Raw genomic sequence first — 19,327 nt, forward strand, 5'->3', positions numbered from 1 at the left:
AAGGATAACGTCAAATGAGAGCAAAAGTATTACTAATTGAAGACTCTACATCTCTGGCTATTTTGTATAAGCAATATGTGAAAGACGAGTCATTCGATCTCTTTCATGTCGAAACTGGGCGAGACGCCATTACTTTTATCGAAAGAAATGTGCCGCAGCTTGTTATATTAGATCTCAAGTTACCCGATATGAATGGCGAAGATATTCTAGACTGGGTCAACGAGAACCAAGTACCCACTTCAGTAGTTGTAGCAACAGCTCATGGTTCAGTCGATATTGCTGTTAACTTGCTGCAAAAAGGCGCAAAAGACTTTCTAGAAAAGCCGATTCAGGCAGACCGATTAAAAACCTCAATAAACTTACACCTACAACAAGTTAAGCTTGAAAACTTAGTCGAAGATATTGAGGCTAAATTTGACAGAAATCGCTTTCATGGTTTTATTGGCTCTTGTCTACCAATGCAAGGTGTGTATAAGATCATTGATTCAGTCGCTCCAACTAATGCAAGTGTATTTATTATTGGCGAGAGCGGCACAGGTAAGGAAGTTTGTGCAGAGGCCGTTCACCAAGAAAGTAAGCGCAAAGATAAGCCTTTTGTCGCCATCAACTGCGGTGCAATACCGAAAGATCTCATGGAGAGTGAAATATTTGGTCACCTCAAAGGAGCATTTACAGGTGCAACAGCTGACAGAAAAGGCGCAGCATCCCTTGCAAACGGCGGGACTCTTTTCTTAGATGAACTTTGTGAGATGGAACTCGATATGCAGAAAAAGCTTCTGCGCTTCCTGCAAACTGGCACTTTCACTCCTCTAGGTGGTTCAAGAGAGCTAAAGGTTGATGTAAGAATTATCTGCGCAACTAATCGTGACCCTTTACTTGAGGTTGAGGAAGGACGATTCAGAGAAGACTTATATTATCGAGTGCACGTTGTTCCCATAGAAATGCCACCTCTAAAAGAGCGTGGTAACGATATCACAACCCTAGCGACCCATTTTCTGAAAGTATTTGCTAAAGAAGATAGTAAAAAATTCAATGGTATCAACAGAGATGCTGAGTCATTACTCAAACGCTATTCATGGCCTGGTAATGTTCGTCAATTACAAAACGTAATAAGAAATATTGTCGTGCTCAACAATGATGCAAAGTTATCGATAGAACACCTTCCCGAGCAAATTTCACGCGGCCCTAAAGCGCCCAAATCAAAGCCGCTCCAATCTATACCCTCACAACATTCTCATTCAGTTATGCAGGACATCGCGGCTGCACAATCTGAACCTACGCCTTTAGCAAGTGAGGATATATCTAAGTCTCAAGCAACAAACATTACCATACGTCCCATGTGGATCGTTGAACGTGAAACTATTCAGCAAGCCATTGACTATTGTGATGGTAATGTACTCAATGCAGCAGTATTACTAGAGCTTAGCCCATCAACTGTCTATAGAAAAAAACAGGCTTGGGAAACCGCAGAAGATGAACAACAATATGCCGAGTAAAGTCTGGCTGCTCATTGATAGCCTGGCCTTTGGTGGTATCGATGCTTATGTAATTGAGCTTGCTAAAGGCCTCAAGCAGCATAATGTGGATGTTGAAGTACTGTTGGTAAAACGCTACGCAGCTTTGTCGCCAATAGTCGAAAAACTTGAAGGAAATAAAATAAAGTTTAGCTATCTTTCTTCTACAAACAGTTTCCCACTGCTGACTTTGCTTAAACGCATTAACCACCGAGGTGGTGATATAATTCACGCGCATGGGTACAAATCCAGTTTACTCGCTAAGTGCGCACGTATTTTTACGGGAATTACTCAAGTATCCACATATCATGCAGGTGAGGTACCTAAAGGTAAAGTTAAGCTTTACGATTTAATTGACCGTTACACTGCATTTTTTTCTTCTGTTTCCCTCTCTGTCAGTGAACAAGTAAGCTCAAGGATCCCAGCGAAAACACACAAAATAAACAACTTTATCCATGATAGCCAAGTTAGACCCAATCAAGGTAATCAAATCGCTTTTGTTGGCCGTTTGAGTTATGAAAAAGCTCCGGATAGATTTATTCAGTGTGCTGAATGTTGCTCAAAACTAGACTTTCATATCTATGGATCGGGCCCGATGGAAACCGAGATCATCCAAAGTGTGCCTAACAACATAACTTTACATGGCCATCAAACAGATATGGACAAGGTTTGGGAAAAAGTCTTCGTCCTTGTAATTTGTTCCCGCTTTGAAGGTATGCCAATGGCAGTCCTCGAAGCCATGGCAAAAGGTTGTATTGTTATCGCTTATGACGTTGGTGATCTGCCTAAACTCATTAGTAATGGCAAAAATGGTTTTATCGTGAATAATTTAAAATCACTTGTAGATACTTTACAAAACGTCACTCAATTAAGTGAGAATGAAAAGCAAGTAATACAAAAAGAAGCTACTGACACTATCCAGCAGGGTTTCTCGACCTCTTCAGTCATTCCCAAAATACTGAACATTTATTTTGGTTCTGATGTGCAATCTGATTCTCAATTTGATAAAAATCCATCCTCTGAATAGATAACTTTTTATTCCCTTTATTTAACAGTGATATAAGACATTTATTTTATTGGCATCTCATTTGCGTTGTTATTACTTAGCAGACATCAGGAGAGGCTAAAATGAAAAAAAAGATACTGTTTGTTCACTATGGAAACGACTGGATTAGGGGAAGCGAACACTGTTTACTTGACCTAATCCATCACTCTCCCAAACAAGGGTTTGAAGCACATTTATGGACAAACAATCCATCGCTTCACAGCTATGCAAAAGAGCATGGTATCAGTACTCAAAAAGATTCTTTCCCTATACTTTTGGGCTGGCTAAAGCCTAGATTCAATGTTGTCGGCTGGCTGCGTTTAATTGTCAAAGCTTGCCGGATAATCAAGCAACATAAAATTGACATTGTTCATGTCAATAGCGGCGCACCTTGTCAGTGGATGGTTTTAGCGGCAAGGATAATGAACATTCCTCTGGTCACTCAATTACATAGCCCCTATCCTGCCCGTGACCGCCTTACGTTAGGACTACATTTGTCCCCGCATACTATCGCGGTAAGCCGTTACGTAGGACAGCAATTGACCCTAGAAGGATACCCTAAAGAACGTTTATCAATCATTCACAATGGGCTCGATGTATCGAAGCTATGCAATCAGAGCAAAGTCAATGTCAGAAGTATTCTGAGTTTGAATGAAAGCAGTTTTATATATGCAACGGTCGGTTCACTCATCCATCGCAAAGGGATAGATCGACTCATTATCGCTATACAGAGCCTCAATACGGAGCATTCAAACACACATTTACTCATCATTGGCGATGGTCCATTGCGATGTGAATTAGAACGTATGGCCAAAACACTCTATGTTGAAAACAAAGTCCATTTCATTGGAGAGCAGAATAACGTTATTGGCTGGCTTAAGGGCTGCGACGCATTTGCTAGTGGAGCAAGAAGTGAAGCTTTTGGGCTTGTTATTGCTGAAGCCGCGATAGCTGGTATACCTGTTGTTGCTCCACGCGAGGGTGGCATACCAGAGTTTATCCATCACGGCACAACTGGGCTACTTTACCCAAATCATGGGACAGCTCCCCTAACCAAAATGATGGCTGTACTCATCGAGCACAAAAAATTTGGCCAACAGCTTTCCACCGAGGCTCAAAAAGACATTACTGACAATTTTAATATCAACTTATCAAGCCAACACATTGTTGGAGTATATAAGAAATTATTAGTTGACCATCAAACTTCTGTATCTTTTTGGCGCACTTTCGTACCTTTAAAAACCTACTTAACAAAGCGCTTTTTTCTTGGAGGTGAGCATGGGTAAATCAAGTGTAAACAAGACTTTGATATTTGATCCTATTACCTTTAAAGGTGGTTCAAAGCTCGCCACTACTGAAGCTTTGAGACTGTGTAAAAAAGATAGTAATCACTTTATCATTGCAACAGTTCAACCTGATTTTTGGAAAGAAGGTAAGCTAAGCCAATTTCATTCCACTGAAGTAGTCACCCTCCCCTTATCAAAAGCTTTGGCAAAAGTACATTATGGCGTTCTCTATTGGTTAAACCAGCTTTATACTTGCTTATACCTGTTATTTATTCTTATGAAGCATCGAAGTATTACAAGAGCCATAGGCGCATCTGGCCCTGGTATGGATATGGCTCTTTATCTTGTTAAAATGGTTAAGGATATTGAAATTATCCAATTTGTTCATGGCCCAGTAGGTAATTCACGCTCAATTGGATACTGTCTTACTGTCGCCGACAAAGTATTTCATTTGCCTTCATGTAGGCCAACTTTGGCCAAAGCTTTAGAGACATATTTAAAACACAAAACTGGCATTCAGGACTGCCAAGCCTTGGTAGAGTCCTATTTGATATCTTCTGCTTACCATGAATTTGTTAATGGTCTTGCAGAAGAAAACTGGCCGACACGCTCGCAAGCAGATGTCCCAATTTTTTATTGGGCTGCATCTTTATTAAAGTGGAAAGGGCTAGATGTGTTTGTTGAAGCTTTACAGCATGCCGCAAAGCTCAGGCCAATAGCAGCGAATATCTGTTATATCCGGCCGGTTGATACATCCATACCAACAAGTACGGCACCTATTTCAATTCAACATGTTAATTGGTATCAAGATCCCCAGGAACTGGATCTTATACGCAGTCAATCAAGCATTTTTGTCTCAACAAGCCATAATGAGCCTTTTGGTCTTTCAATTCTTGAAGCTCTTGCGGCTGGCATGTGTGTTGTAATCCCCCAAGATGGTTCATACTGGGATAAGCGTCTAATTCACAACAAAAATTGTATCAAATACTTACCCAATGACTCAAACTCTCTTTGTGACGCATTACTCTACGCAGCTAAGGATACAGCTAACTTTCAGCGCTGTGTCGAAAATGGCTTGAATGTAGCACAAAAGTATAAAGCGGAAATTCGCTATCTCGATTTTGTAAAAACAATGGACAGTAATCCATATCTAAAGGTATCTCGTGCGCCAAACCCGTTAGGGCAATAAGGAATAATTATGCGAAAAAAAATACACGCATGGTTGAAGCAAGAGAATGTAAAAAGCATGTCACTTTACGCGGCTAGCCTTCTGATGATGAAGGGAACATCTCTGATAATGTTGCCATTTATGGCAGCTTACCTGACCCCTAGTCAGTTTGGTCATCTCGAACTCTTATCAATCACTACTGTATTTTTCAGTCTCTTGGTTGGTCTGGCAATGCATGAAAATCTGTATCGTTTTATTGGCACTATCAAGCAACCTAGTGTACGTTTTACAAGAGTGTGTGAATTGTGTTCAGGCTCGTTAATTACATCTATGTTACTCGCTGTTTTATTTGCTATTTGCTATTTTATTTTATTTTCAGCAAGCACTTCGATCAGTCACCATCAAGCTATTTTAATAGCCATTGTCATCTCTTTCGAAGCACCATTGGCGATATGTTTAGCTTGGTTAAGGCTTAATAATAAAGCGTTGACTTTTTTTAAGGTCAGCTTTGTGACTTTGATAATACAAATTTCGCTCATTGTCTGGATTTTAGTCACAAACCCAAGTGTAACTTTACTTTTTGGGGTGGGTGCACTCTGTTCTTTAATGCAAACGGTATATCTTTATTTACATAACAAGTTTTCTTTCAAACTACCATCGAATGCAGACTATAAAAAATATCTTCGGTACTCCTCTCCCCTAATGCTTTCTTCTATTGTTGCATTTGGCTTAAGCGGAGCAGAGCGATGGGTAATCGCAGAATCACATCCACTCGAAACACTCGGCATTTATGCCGTTGCAGCCAAGTTTGCTCTGGCACTCGGTATTTTGATTCAACCTTTCCATATGTGGTGGATGCCAAAGCGGTTCGAGGTATTGGAGAATCAAGGAACGAATAAAGTCGTATACCATACACAGCAAGGTATTGCTGCACTCTGTCTATTAAGTATTCTTGTCACTTGGATTAGCCAATGTTTCATCATGGCGACATTACCTAGCACCTACCATGCGGCGAGTCAGCTAGTCGTTATTTGCATAATCATTATGCTGCTAAAAGAAATGGTCGAACTATTGAATATTGGTGTATTGTACGCTAAAAAAACCAATTATCTCTTTTATATCAATGTTTTTGCCACTAGTATCGCTCTTTCCCTTGCATGGATTATCAAAGACACTGGAGTACCAGCCATACTATTATGCCTATGTTTAGGGCAACTCATTCGGCTAATTTTGGTAGCATACTTTAGTGAATCTCTTCATTCCATGCCCTATAAAGTAAAAGCATTATTGTCTATAGTTCTTGTCAGTCTGTTATTTACCTCAAGTGGTTGGTACAATAATTCGACTCAAATTGCGGGGTTGATGCTAGTCGTCCAACCAATTATATTTTTAGCCTTACTGCAAAAACTAAACTTAATAAAATTCCATAAAATTTATCTTAAAGATAACACTTCAGAAAAGGATATAGGGCGGATACTATGACGGGACCACGGGCACTTTACCCATTGGTTGTCACTCTAGGCGTCTGCTTTCTCATAACGCTGATTTGGAAATTTATCCCGCATCCCTTAGTCGCAATTGTGCTCTGTATGTTGCCGCTTGGTGTATTGTTTGTTCTGAATCAAACTTTCTGGCTAGTAAGTTTATTTGTACTGTTTTCATTTTTCCGCATCCATGAAGCGCTACCTGCACTCTACTCGTTAAAAATTCCCTTACTCTTGTCACTGGGTGCTCTGAGTGCACTCCTTTGGCATAGTTTAATTAGTAAACAACTAGATACTTTCTGGCATCCAAGTCTCACATGGTTTTCGGTTTTTTGGTTCCTTGTCTTCATTGGTATACTATTTTCATCAAACCCTGGTCTAGCAATCAAATACTTTAAAGCTATTTACTGGAAAATTATCATAATGACATTTGCCATCGCTTGGCTGGTAAATAGTGCACTTAACGTACAACGCATCAGTATACTTATCGTTCTCGCAGGTGGCTTAATCGCATGTGTCGCACTTTCTAACTCAATTAATGGAATAGGATTAGTTGAAGGAACTCGAGTGACTATCGGCAGACATTTAGGTTCAGTCCTCGGAGATCCAAACGATCTATCTCTGGTCCTTATGTTTCCCCTCGCTTTCGCTATAAGCTTAATGGTTACTAAGAACCTTGGAAGTATGCGAGTTTTAGGGCTAATCGGAACAGTTCTATCATTATCAGCCGTAATTGCTACTCAAAGCCGTGGAGGTTTGCTGGGTTCTGTTGCCGTATTCGGTATCTTTGGCTTGAGAATAATACGCTCCAAAGCTTTATTGGCTATCATAGGGACGTTAGCCTTGATGGTTCTAGCAGCAGCTGCTGGAATTTCAGACCGAAAATCTGGAGGGGCAGAAGAAGAAGGTATTGACGCTTCTGCAATGGGCCGTATTTATGCATGGGAAGCTGCATTTGGGATGGCTGTAGATAATCCATTAACTGGTGTAGGAATAAACAACTTTTACTCTAATTACTTCTTCTATAGCCCACATTGGGATGGCCTCAATCATGCTGTGCATTCCACATGGTTTGGTGTCCTTGCTGAAACTGGCTTTCTCGGACTTTTCGTATTTATCGGTTGCATTTATTCTCTGGTTAAAACCAGCAAAAATACATTACAGTTACTTGATTCCAATCCAACACATTACTCTCCTTACTTACATGGTACTGCCACCGCTGTATATGCTGGCATAATGGGGACGATTGTGTCTGGTACTTTCCTCACCCAAGGTTTTACTTGGCCCATTTATATATTGGCAGCACTATGCATAGCGCTAAATCATATTGTTCAAAATAGTTCTCAAAATGAGAATATCCCAAAACCCGGACAGAAAAAAACTTAAAGTTATGTTTTAAATTGATTTTTATTTTGGCACACAACATGTAATACCTCCTATATTAAAGAGACACTAGGAGATTCACATGCTGGCTACTCACATCAATGAAATAAAAATATGGCTTAAAGAAAACCCAAACCCTACTTGTCGCAAACTATTTTTCATTCTGAAATACATTCGAGCGTGCGACCTTCCTACACCTTATATATTCAATAAAATTGTTGCATTCATCTACACCACTCTGACATTATGCATTAGCACTCTTATGAGGATTTTTGTCTATACACCCGCGTTCAAGGCACGAGTGACTAAACTTGGCAAACGATTGTATCTATTTGGAGGCGTACCATTAATCACCGGCCCATTAAACCTGGTAGTAGGTAATGATTGTCGAATTTCAGGGCATACAACATTCAGTGGACGGCCTCAAACATCACAACCAGAACTTATTATCGGCAACAATGTTGACGTAGGCTGGCAAACAACTATTGCGATAGGCAAACGAGTAGTCATTGGTGATAACGTAAGAATGGCCGGCCGAGTTTTTTTATTTGGCTATTCTGGACATTCGCTAAACGCACAGGAACGAGCCGCTGGAGTCGGTGACAATGACAGTGATGTTGGCAACATTATACTTGAAAACAACGTCTGGTTAGGGACCAATGTCACTGTATGCCCCAACGTAACTATCGGCCAAGGCACAATAGTTGGTGCAGGAAGCGTCGTTACTAAAAGTTTACCCCCGTTTGTTGTAGCTGCGGGTAACCCAGCAAAAGTAGTACGGAAGTTAACTAACGAGGAGGCTTTATGAGTCGTGATTTAATCGTATTTGGAGAAGATTTTGGTGGATTACCTTCTAGTACCCAACATATAGTATCCAGGCTAGCCGCTGATAGAAAGGTACTATGGGTTAACTCGATAGGCTTACGTCAACCCAAGCTCAGCAAAAACGACATAACGCGCACTTTTAATAAACTTCTTGGCCGGAGTAAAAAAGGCTACTCATCAAACTCTCGGCCGCCTTCAAGCAATATTACGGTAGTTAATTTAAAAACAATCCCTGCTCCAAAATCATCATGGGCAAGAGAAGTCGCTAAAACCATGCTACTCAGACAACTTAAACCTATTATTGATACGCTTAATTTGGTTGAACCTATTTTTTGGACCTCACTACCAACTGCTGCAGATCTTTGTGGGCACCTCAATGAAGCCGCTGTAGTATATTACTGCGGTGATGACTTTGCATCTCTGGCAGGTGTTGATCATGATACAATCGTATCCCATGAGAATAAGCTTGCCACTTTAGCCGATCTTATTTTGGGAGCAAGCCCAACCATCTGCGGTAAATTTGACGCACATAAAACCACATTGATCCCTCATGGCGTCGATTACGAATTATTCAGTCAACCAGCTATTCGAGCACTAGATCTTCCTAACAATGGTCGCCCGGTTGCAGGATTCTATGGCAGCATATCAAATTGGTTAGATTATGAGCTTATCGCTAAAGTATGTCTTAATAATTCTGATTGGGACTTTGTTTTTATTGGGCCAGTAGAGTTAGACTACAATCCACTTCCTAATTTATCCAATGTTCATTATTTAGGCCCAAAACCTCACGACGAATTACCAGGTTACAGCCAGCATTGGGATGCAAGCTTACTGCCTTTTAAACTAAACCAACAGATTCTCGCATGCAGCCCATTAAAGTTGATGGAATATCTAGCAACTGGTACACCTGTTATAACTACTCCGTTCCCAGCGATGGAACCATACAAGCAGTACATAAACCTTGTTCATAACGCTGAGCAATTTAGCCTTAGCCTCAATGATGTGGTTCTAAAACAGCAAGTTAATTCAGAAATAGTCCGTTGCGACAGTTGGGACGCTCGTTCCTTAGCAGTCAGTCAGCTTCTGGAGTCTCTATGAATAAGCTAAAAATCCGCTTCATCGTCATTTTAAATGCTGCTTGGCGTCAGCGCTATGTTATCGTGTTACCAATTTTAATCATGCCGTTTGCAGGTTACTTTGTTGGCAAAATGGCCCCTGAAAAATATGTTTCGCACACCAGTATGCTGATTCAAGAAACAGCAAAAATGAATCCTTTTTTAGAAGACATTGCTGTCTCTACCATGCTAAAAGAACGTTTAACTGCCCTGCGTACCTTATTAAAAAGTAGACATATTCTTAGATCCGTTGCCAGTGAACGTGGCCTAACTAACGACACAATGTCGCCTCAACAAATAGACAGTATCATTGCTAGACTTGCTGCCAATTTAACCGTGAGCCAACCTGGAAAAGACTTTCTTAAAATTCAATTAAAGGCATCTAAACCGGAAGGGATGAAAGAGTTACTTGAATCAATCAGTGAGCATTTTATTGAACAAATGCTTGCACCTGAACGCTCATCAATAAAAGACTCAAGTGAATTTCTAAGCCTCCATATTGAAAAGCGTCGAGACGCCTTGAATGAAGCCGAAAATGCCCTCGCCAATTTCAAAAATGAAAACGCATCCGTCACACCTGAAATGCAAAATCAAAGCCTTACTCGTCTAGCCACTCTAAAGCAAAGTCTCGCTGAGAAAGAAGCCGAGTTATCGGGTGTTGAACGTAGTCTAGGAACTTTGGACCAACAGTTATCTAGAACGAATCCCGTGGTTGGGAAAATTGAAGAACAGATCATTGAAATAAGAAGTGAACTCACTCTATTAAGAGCCAGATATACAGATAGCCACAGCTCGGTGCTCGGAAAACAACGCGAGCTTACTCGCCTTGAAAGAGAACGCACAGCGCTGTTAAAAGTTGAACAGCCCATTATGAGTAGTGATCAACTTTGGGACATTGCTAGTAGCAACACACTCTCAGACATTAGTAAGATACAACCTTTACTCGTTACGCAATTACACACTTTACAAGTTGTTCGAAGCAAATTTGAATCATTAAGTGAAGAAACAAAAAGCTTAACAAAAATGATAGCTGACCTAGAACAACAAGCTAATAATTTTGGCGACAACTCCAAAGAAATGTTTCAACTACAGAGCGATGTAAGAATTAAAAGGCAACTCTATGATGAATTGATCCAACGATATGAGATGGCCCAGCTTACTGGCTCACTTGGAATATTTGAGCAAAATAAGCGAGTAAAAATTATCGATCTTCCATATACACCAAGCGCTCCTTCTAATCTTCCAATCATAATTTTTATTGTGGCTGGTCTTTTTGCTGGTGTAGCACTAGGTAGTGGTATTGCGACTTTAATTGAGATTTTCAACACCGCGGTCAGAAGCCCAATCGAATTAGAAGCACTAACAGGAACTCAAGTCATCGCCATCATTCCCAAAATAAAACCATTTCATTCATAAAGAATCTCAAAATGACATAACCTGAAAAGGCAATGTTAACTATATGTTTAATTGTGCTTTTTTTATTGGCACAGGATGTGCTTTACGTTACTAGACTCGCCAACTTAGGGATTAGTAATGAAGAACAATTCAAACACCATTATACATATTGTTCAGCACCTATCACCAGGTGGCTTAGAAACGTTAGCGATTAACATGCTTAAGTTTTCTTCATCTGATTCCAACGTCTTCATTGTAAGCCTTGAAGGTAACAAAGAAAGCGCAATTAAGAACTGGCCATTACTGCAAAACATCAGCGATAAGCTCATTTTTCTAGGTAAGCCACCTGGGGTTAGTACTAGCACCATTTTTCAGCTATATCGCCTAATTCGTCAGATAAATCCCAAAGTTGTTCATACTCATCATATTGGCCCACTAATCTATGGTTCAACCGCTGCACGATTAGCAGGCATTAATAATATTATTCACACTGAGCATGATGCATGGCACCTGAACAATACCAAAAGACGCTTGGTACAAAACTTGATCCTCAAACTATCCAACCCTTATGTGGTTGCTGATGCTGATGTAGTTAAAAAGCAGTTTACTGAAAAACTTAACTACCAAAACGTTATGGTGATTAAAAATGGCATCGACTGTGAGCAGTTTTCCCCTGGCGAAAAGAAGCACGCGAGAATTAAGTTAGGCTTACCTGTGAGTGACCTGATTATTGGCTCAGCTGGCCGCTTAGAAGAAGTTAAAGGACATGATTTACTTTTAAAAGCGATGCCATTTATTCACCAAGGTGCCAAACTTGTCATCGCAGGAAACGGAAGTCAGCGTACTTGCCTTATGAAACTAGCTCAAGATCTTTCAATTACTGACAGAGTCTGCTTCTTAGGTCTGGTTGATGATATGCCAAACTTTTACCGTGCGCTTGATGTGTTTTGCCTTCCATCTCGTTGTGAAGGTTTTCCACTTGCGCCATTAGAAGCACAAGCCTGCGGTATTCCGACCGTCGCCCATGATGTTGGCGGAGCTAACGAAACACTATGCCCTGACACAGGGCTACTTTCAAAAGCAGGAAATCACCAAGAGCTTGCTATCAATATAAACAAGCAATTAAATTTTGAATCTAGCCATTCACCACGCCACTTTGTCACTAGCAATAACGATATTAAGAAAATGGTTGAAGCATACAATGCACTTTCACAGGGGGAATTCGCATGATCGACTTTACTATCGCAGCTTGTTTCACCATAAGCGCCGCTTTGATTATTTATCATCATGTAGGTTACCCATTGATTCTTTCATGGTACTCAAAACGCCACCCCGCTGCTGATGTCAAGCATGTCGAACGTGGATACAAAATTGGTCAAGATGATGTTGAGTGTTTAGATGTAACAATACTTGTACCTGCCTTCAATGAAGAAAAGTGGATCGCTGAAAAGATTCGTAACCTAGCTTCGATTGATTACCCCAAAAAACACTATCAAGTTATCATTGCTTGTGACGGTTGTACTGACAGCACAGTACAGATAGCTCAAGATACAATTCAAGAGGCCATTTGCTGTGACACTCATTTTGAAATACGAGTATTCGAAGAAAATCGAGGAAAAGTGGCATTAGTCAATGACCAAATGAATACTATTTCTTCTGAGATTACAGCAATGAGTGATGTATCGGCACTCATATCAATTGATACTTTGCTTATCGCTAACCAGCATTTTCAAGATGCTAGTGTTGGCGCAGTCAACGGACACTATCAGTTACTAACCTGCGGTAGTGCAGGCGAAGAGAAATATTGGCATTACCAGAGTGAAATGAAACATAGTGAAGCAAGTTTAGGCAGTACTTTAGGTGCCCATGGAGCACTCTACCTATTCAGAACTAAATTATTCGAGCCTCTACAAGCCAACACAATTAACGATGACTTTATTATCCCTATGGAAATCATCCGTAAAGGATTTAAGGTTCACTATGACCAGAACATGATTGCATTGGAGCTAGAAGCTACCTCCACTGACAACGACTTCAAACGCAGACTAAGAATTTCTGCTGGCAACATGCAGCAAACTTTACTTTTAGCTGAGCTCTTCTTGCCTAAATACAAAGGCGTTGCATTTGCTTTCTTCTCTGGTAAAGGACTAAGACTCATCGCACCTTATCTGATGATTGCTTGCTTGGCTCTGTCCATAGCCCTTATCAACAATCCAATATTTTTACTGGGGACAGTTACACAAGCCTCAATTTACACCATTGCTGCTTTGGGACACCTTTTCCCACGAATATTTTGTCACAAGTACTTTCGGTTAGTGACATACATTGTTGCTGGCCATACTGCCAACCTAATCGGTGGCCTACGTTATTTGTTAGGCTTAGAGTCCACCCGCTGGACACGAGTTCAATAAAAGGAGCATCTTATGAGTAATGTATCTTCTTTATATTCAATCTGGTTAGCAAAGCGTATCTTTGATTTTATCTCTGCTTTGCTTGGACTTATCATTTTATCGCCTGTGATGCCAGTTATCGCACTCGCCATAAAACTTGATTCAAAAGGACCTGTTTTCTACAAACAGCTACGCGTAGGAAAGTCGACCCCCAAACAAATGATGTTCTTTGAAATCGTAAAGTTCCGCACCATGTATATTGATGCAGAGACACGAACTGGCGCTGTATGGGCAACAGAAAATGACCCTCGCATCACCAAAGTAGGACGTTTTCTCCGCAAAACTCGCTTAGACGAAATCCCTCAACTGTTTAATGTTGTTCGAGGTGAAATGTCTATCATCGGCCCTAGACCTGAACGTCCTGGCTTCTACAACAAACTTGAATCAGAAATCCCTTACTTTGCGGATAGAACCTATGGAGTAATGCCAGGTATCACAGGACTAGCTCAAGTTAATCAAGGCTATGATACTTGTATCGATGATGTTAGGAAAAAAGTAGGCTACGATCACAGCTATGCCCTATCTCTTCGTTCATTGAAATCATGGATAATGATGGACTTTAGCATCATTACTAAGACTCTCATTGTAATGGTTGATGGTCGCGGTAGATAAAACCTTCAATAACCCGGAGTTTCTTTCAAGAATTCCGGGCCTTTCAAGAGTAAAAAAACACCAAACTGTCTAGTTGTGAAGCAAACAACTTGAAAACCAATAATTTGGACTTGCACACCAACCAAAGTCTCGGTAATATCCGTCTCGTTCTTAAGGATTGGGTCCGTAGCTCAGTTGGTTAGAGTACCGCCTTGACATGGCGGGGGTCGGCGATTCGAGTTCGCCCGGACCCACCAATCCTTAAAGCATTAAATTGCCAAAAACAAAAATTTGGGTCCGTAGCTCAGTTGGTTAGAGTACCGCCTTGACATGGCGGGGGTCGGCGATTCGAGTTCGCCCGGACCCACCAAATTTTGAAAAATCCCAGTTAAACTGGGATTTTTTGTACCTAAAATTCCCTTCCCTACCCCAGAATTCGGCAAACCATAATCAAGCATGTAACTCAACAGTGGACAATTCCACGTTACGATTTCTGGTGAATGTCGGACTTTCGGATAAATTTTTTTTGCGGCTCTTCTCCGCTTAGGTGAACTTGATATTTGGGTAAAAAGTTGAGTGTGTATCGGGAACCGATGTTTGTCTGATCTTTAATTTGAAATAGTCTGTATCTCTCACCCCTCTTGCTCTTCGTCTGAGTAAGCCAATCGAGACATTACCTGCTTCTACCCGAGCGTTAGTCAGCTTGTATTTTCCGTAGTTACAAATACCCACTTTTCTTTCCAATAAAGCATCGGCAAAATTAATTAAGGACAGTATTCTGGTCGATTTGGCAAGACGGCACCAAGCTTCTAGAGCTGCCACCATTGTTTCGTAATCGGCTTCATCCCATATGGCTTGTAGCTGCTCTTTGAGCATGTAAACAACGCACAAAGTCTTGTTGCTCTCAAGTAAGTCATCAAGTCTGTCAGACTGTCTATCATCCAATTTATGAGCGTTTTTCAGTAGGAGGAAGAGCGTTCCTTTCAACATCTTTTTCTCGTCGTGAGAGCCATTTCTAAACGCTTTTGTTCTCTCTTTTTTGATTAAGATGCAGTAGTTCTGCATGACATGGAATAGGTCAAAAACAATATCAGCATTGGGAAGCATTTTCCTGACCGCCGACTGGTAAGACTGACCCATATCCATTGATACTGCTTTGATTCCTGATTTGGTTTCTTCTGATAGTTGCTCAAAGAAGGGGATCAGAACTTCTGCTTTTCGGCCATGTTCAACCCAAATCAAATGCCCCGAGACAAGGTCATAAACAACCGTCATATAATCGTGTCTCTTGGCTATGGCAACTTCATCGACGCCAATATGAACCAAGTTATTCAGTTTCTCGGGGTCTAATGCTGGTAAGCTTGAATGCAAGTATTCCCTATCGATATTTTTTACTGTTTCCCAGCGAATTCCTAAATGTTGGGAGACGGCATGTATGCTCATATGGCGACATAAGCCACTGATGAACTTGCAAAAGCGAGCGGTATAACGACCACCTTTAGCCACATATTCAGTCTCTTCGATCAACCGTCGTCCTTCTTTGTCTCTAGTTTTAGCCAGCTCAACTTCAATCGTACAAGGTAGCCCACTCACAGGTAAATCTTGAAGACGCCTTTTAACGTAGTGATCGACGGTACAGGAAGCCCCTGATATTGGCTCTTTGACTTTATACCTACGGTCTCGACGACAGCTAACGAATACGCTTTGGGACATTTCTTCTATTGAACAAGATTCAACACACTGGCCTTTAAAGCAAAATAACGAGGAAGACAAAGACGACAAAATAGACTACTGACTTATTTTTAAAATAAGCATTATAAATCATGTAATTATGATAATTGAGCCTGTGAATACAGACTCATTAAAGCGGAGAAGAGGCATTCCGCGATCTAAAGAGTACCGCTTATGGGATCGCACTTCGTCACAACAGAACTCGCTGTACTAAGCGGTTAGATATCTTACTTCTTATTGCGTTGCTCGCTGAAATCTTGATGTGGTGGAATGGCCTAATTGCAGTACAAGCCAAATGGCATTTTGACTTCAAAGCCAACAGCATTAAACACCGCCGAGACCTATCAATACCGATGGGGGATGTTCGAATATCAAAGGCTCACACACAATGCAGGACTGGGGAAATTATGAGGGGATCCGTCAGCGCCTTTCATAAACTGAATGTTTGGGTGTTTTTTCCTAGCGATATTTAGCATTTCATCTGAAATATCTATACCAGATGGTTTGAAGCCTTCTTCAGCCAGAAAATCTATAAAACGCCCCGTACAACCGCAACCAATTTCTAATGCATTACCTCTATTTTTAACAAAACTTATTGCTTTCTTATGCTGAACAATACCATTATTCATATCAACCTTTTCATTATCCCAAATGTGAGTAATTTGGTTGTAAGCCTTTTTTATATCTTCTGGTTTCATTCCCCCTTTGAAAAATCTTATATTTTTAATCTATTAGCTATTTTCGGGTGCCAAAAATAAAGCTATATCAAGCTTCTGCCTGATTAGAAAAAGTCCCTGAAAGCCTTAAATACTGGTTATATTTTGGCAACCTTAGTAATGAATTTATCCACTTCTTGGTAAAACTTAGATGGTTCATTTTGAACCCAATGATTGGCTCCTTCGAACGAAACATTATTTAATGTCGAAATGAATTTTTCAGCGCGTTCACAACCACTTAAGCTCTGTGTACCCCAAAAGTAAACTTTAGGTATCTGCAAGCTTTCATAGATTTTTCCCCAACTAACAACACCCCGCACATCTTGAGTGGGGTGCTGAGCATAAATTTCACTTGCTGTATTGCCAAGAACGACAGGGTCACAACGCCGAACAGACCATAAATACTTAATACCAGCCCCGTGGCCCCAAGACATAGAAAAAAGTTGCGAAAAACCATTACCTTTCAACCACTTGGAAAATTCATCAGGACTTAACTGAGAATATTGTTCAGCAATTATCTGAGACAAAATTATATTTTCTGCATGGACGCCACCTTCGGCATTAATAAAACCACGCACAATACCTTTTGTATCGTGTTGGCAAACCAAGGTAGACGTATCGCCTCCCCAAGAGTGCCCAAGGAGAAAGCAATCATCAATCTTTAATTGCTCAAGCGCTTTTAATATGCGCTTCGCTTGAGTTTCCGTTGAATGAGAAGTAACTGAAGCAGGAGAAGCGCCATAACCACATAGATCAAACATGATCAGGTTGTAATTCGGCAGCCAGTCGAATGCATCCGCAAAACAGAGATGCGATTCACCCAAACCATGAATCAACACCAGCGTTTCTTTAGACTCTTTGCGCTCAGTAGCCAAACAATAAAGCTGATCACCATCGATATCTAACCATTTTTCTACTAACATATCACCCTCACACTTCTAACCACTTAATAGAGGGTTATCATAGCCAATTTAGCCCGAAACGAAAGATGTAATTGATGAAAATCATAGTGAAACTAATTTAGAACGCTCGCTAATTTATCCTTGGTTTCTAAACTAATTTTTTAAAGATAACTCCAATTGCTGATATGTAAATTCCGCATACCAGCCAACTGTAGTGGCACAATAAATTTGTGCCACCTGATTAGAGGTGATAGAATCACTGTAAATAATTAGGTGTGAATATGAAAAAAGAACTCGTCCAACTTACTCCCCTGAATTTAGACTCGAAGTGGCTCAACAAGTCGTCGATGAACAATAAATTCGGGACACACACCAAAAGGACTTAAACTCAGGACACACACCAAAAGGACTAAATAAGTATGATTTACTCCTTTTCGAGGGACTGATAGCAACCTCTTGTTTGAATGATTGCTAACTTCTTATTATTCCAATAAGGAGACATATTCATGACGACTGCACGCAAGCAACTTATCTCGATTGAAGCGACATCCTATTACCACTGCGTTTCTCGTTGTGTTAGGCGCAGTTTTTTGTGTGGTGAAGACAGCCAAAACCAAGTGAGTTATGAGCATCGCAGAGAATGGATCGTCAATAAAATTCACTCCCTTTCTAAGCTCTACTGCATTGATATTTGTGCTTACGCCATCATGAGTAATCACTACCACTTAGTCGTCAATATCAATCGAGAGAAAGCTTTAGCCTTGTCACATCATCAGATAGTTGAGCGCTGGAGAATGGCTCATAAGTTACCACTTATTATTCAACGCTGGCTTCGTGCCCAACTCACAAACCCAATTGAACACGAAAAATGTATTGAGATCATTGAGGTTTGGCGAGAACGTTTGTGGAATTTGAGCTGGTATATGAAAGAGCTTAACTACGAGATTGCTTGCAAAGCTAACAAAGAAGACAGCTGTACTGGCCATTTTTGGGAAAGCCGATTTAAAAGCCAAGCCCTGCTTGATGAAAAAGCCCTCGCCGCTGCAATGGCGTACGTAGACCTAAATCCTATTCGCGCAGGCATTGCCACTAAGCCAGAAGACTCCGAATTTACCTCCATCAAAGCTCGAATCGACGCCTTAGATAAACAGCTTACCACAGCCCCTTGTCTTCATCCTTTTATCGGTAACGGGAGCAACTTAAAACAAGACGGCATTCCTTTTCGATTGATGGATTATATTGAATTAGTTGACTGGACAGCCCGCCAAATTCGGCCGAATAAAGCATTTATGAATACGAACATGCCTCCCATACTAGACAGGCTTGGGGGAAACATAAATAACTGGCTAAAGGTTTGTACACAATTGGAGAAATTCCACGTCACTGCGGTAGGCAGCCCAGCACAGGCGATGATTGCAAAAACTGCTCTTAATAAGAAAAAGCTTCATTTATTCGCATTTGAATAGCAGTCACTCAAAGACTTTCCGGAAATGGATACCCACAGCTTGATGGCTGAAACGGCTTTGAAATAGACTTACCGATATTCAATAAAAATGCCTTCCTTTAGTCTAAGTCGACAACAACATTTCTCAAATTTGGCGGTTCATCAAAACAAAATTCAAGGTGACGTGGATAATTTATTTTCTCTTTATTGGTGTGTGTCCGATATTATTTCCATATTATTTTTCTCAAAGATAAAAAAGAAGATATGGGAAAGACTAC

Annotated in this window: 16 protein-coding genes, 2 tRNA genes and 1 pseudogene; 16 read left to right on the plus strand and 3 right to left on the minus strand. The window is 40.6% G+C overall.

The window, feature by feature from the left end; all coding sequences use genetic code 11:
- The first annotated feature begins 14 nt into the window (after positions 1 to 14).
- From OCV27_RS08275 to OCV27_RS08340, 14 genes are all read left to right on the plus strand, one after another.
- Positions 15 to 1,496, plus strand: coding sequence for a sigma-54-dependent transcriptional regulator (locus tag OCV27_RS08275; protein ID WP_125322971.1), 1,482 nt, complete (start codon positions 15 to 17; stop codon positions 1,494 to 1,496).
- Positions 1,474 to 2,541, plus strand: a complete 1,068-nt coding sequence (locus OCV27_RS08280) for a glycosyltransferase family 4 protein (RefSeq protein ID WP_125322972.1) — start codon at positions 1,474 to 1,476, stop codon at positions 2,539 to 2,541. Before OCV27_RS08275 ends, OCV27_RS08280 begins: the two co-directional genes overlap by 23 nt.
- Before the next feature lie 101 nt (positions 2,542 to 2,642).
- Positions 2,643 to 3,845, plus strand: coding sequence for a glycosyltransferase (locus OCV27_RS08285; RefSeq protein WP_125322973.1), 1,203 nt, complete (start codon positions 2,643 to 2,645; stop codon positions 3,843 to 3,845).
- Entirely contained in the window at positions 3,838 to 5,034 is a 1,197-nt protein-coding gene (locus OCV27_RS08290; RefSeq protein WP_125322974.1) for a glycosyltransferase, read from the plus strand. Before OCV27_RS08285 ends, OCV27_RS08290 begins: the two co-directional genes overlap by 8 nt.
- Positions 5,035 to 5,043: 9 nt before the next feature.
- A complete protein-coding gene (locus tag OCV27_RS08295; RefSeq protein ID WP_337969041.1) occupies positions 5,044 to 6,495 on the plus strand; it encodes a lipopolysaccharide biosynthesis protein in 1,452 nt (483 codons plus the stop codon).
- A complete protein-coding gene (locus tag OCV27_RS08300) occupies positions 6,492 to 7,883 on the plus strand; it encodes an O-antigen ligase family protein (protein ID WP_125322085.1) in 1,392 nt (463 codons plus the stop codon). Before OCV27_RS08295 ends, OCV27_RS08300 begins: the two co-directional genes overlap by 4 nt.
- 79 nt (positions 7,884 to 7,962) lie before the next feature.
- On the plus strand, positions 7,963 to 8,688 hold the full coding sequence (locus tag OCV27_RS08305; RefSeq protein WP_125322083.1) for an acyltransferase: 726 nt from the start codon (positions 7,963 to 7,965) through the stop codon (positions 8,686 to 8,688).
- Complete coding sequence (locus OCV27_RS08310; protein ID WP_125322080.1) at positions 8,685 to 9,803, plus strand: glycosyltransferase; 1,119 nt, start codon at positions 8,685 to 8,687, stop codon at positions 9,801 to 9,803. The genes OCV27_RS08305 and OCV27_RS08310 overlap by 4 nt, the downstream gene beginning before the upstream one ends.
- Entirely contained in the window at positions 9,800 to 11,236 is a 1,437-nt protein-coding gene (locus OCV27_RS08315) for a GumC family protein (RefSeq protein ID WP_125322077.1), read from the plus strand. Before OCV27_RS08310 ends, OCV27_RS08315 begins: the two co-directional genes overlap by 4 nt.
- Positions 11,237 to 11,353: 117 nt before the next feature.
- Positions 11,354 to 12,445 carry a glycosyltransferase gene (locus OCV27_RS08320; protein WP_125322073.1) on the plus strand — a complete coding sequence of 364 codons (1,092 nt, stop codon included), beginning with the start codon at positions 11,354 to 11,356 and terminating at the stop codon, positions 12,443 to 12,445.
- Positions 12,442 to 13,626, plus strand: coding sequence for a glycosyltransferase family 2 protein (locus tag OCV27_RS08325; protein WP_125322070.1), 1,185 nt, complete (start codon positions 12,442 to 12,444; stop codon positions 13,624 to 13,626). The genes OCV27_RS08320 and OCV27_RS08325 overlap by 4 nt, the downstream gene beginning before the upstream one ends.
- Before the next feature lie 12 nt (positions 13,627 to 13,638).
- Entirely contained in the window at positions 13,639 to 14,277 is a 639-nt protein-coding gene (locus tag OCV27_RS08330) for a sugar transferase (RefSeq protein WP_125322069.1), read from the plus strand.
- A gap of 159 nt (positions 14,278 to 14,436) precedes the next feature.
- Positions 14,437 to 14,513 (plus strand) — tRNA-Val (locus tag OCV27_RS08335).
- A gap of 36 nt (positions 14,514 to 14,549) precedes the next feature.
- Positions 14,550 to 14,626 (plus strand) — tRNA-Val (locus tag OCV27_RS08340).
- A 173-nt stretch (positions 14,627 to 14,799) separates the two neighbouring features.
- On the opposite strand, the gene OCV27_RS08345 is transcribed toward OCV27_RS08340, so the two are convergent.
- Entirely contained in the window at positions 14,800 to 16,038 is a 1,239-nt protein-coding gene (locus tag OCV27_RS08345; RefSeq protein ID WP_420919464.1) for an ISL3 family transposase, read from the minus strand.
- Positions 16,039 to 16,127: 89 nt separating this feature from the next.
- Here OCV27_RS08345 and OCV27_RS08350 point away from each other — a divergent pair.
- Positions 16,128 to 16,398: pseudogene (locus OCV27_RS08350) on the plus strand (IS4 family transposase); the annotation flags it as partial.
- On the opposite strand, the gene OCV27_RS08355 reads toward OCV27_RS08350, so the two are convergent.
- Together OCV27_RS08355 and OCV27_RS08360 are read right to left on the minus strand one after the other, a co-directional pair.
- Positions 16,359 to 16,685: a methyltransferase domain-containing protein gene (locus OCV27_RS08355; protein WP_337969042.1), complete on the minus strand. Its 327-nt coding sequence runs from the start codon at positions 16,683 to 16,685 to the stop codon at positions 16,359 to 16,361. The pseudogene OCV27_RS08350 and the gene OCV27_RS08355 sit on opposite strands and share 40 nt — an antisense overlap.
- Before the next feature lie 116 nt (positions 16,686 to 16,801).
- On the minus strand, positions 16,802 to 17,626 hold the full coding sequence (locus OCV27_RS08360; RefSeq protein WP_125322062.1) for an alpha/beta fold hydrolase: 825 nt from the start codon (positions 17,624 to 17,626) through the stop codon (positions 16,802 to 16,804).
- A gap of 485 nt (positions 17,627 to 18,111) precedes the next feature.
- Here OCV27_RS08360 and OCV27_RS08365 point away from each other — a divergent pair, with 485 nt between their 5' ends.
- Positions 18,112 to 19,071 carry a transposase gene (locus OCV27_RS08365; protein ID WP_337969043.1) on the plus strand — a complete coding sequence of 320 codons (960 nt, stop codon included), beginning with the start codon at positions 18,112 to 18,114 and terminating at the stop codon, positions 19,069 to 19,071.
- Positions 19,072 to 19,327 lie beyond the last annotated feature (256 nt).

Source organism: Vibrio pectenicida (assembly GCA_024347015.1).
Lineage (GTDB): Bacteria > Pseudomonadota > Gammaproteobacteria > Enterobacterales > Vibrionaceae > Vibrio > Vibrio pectenicida.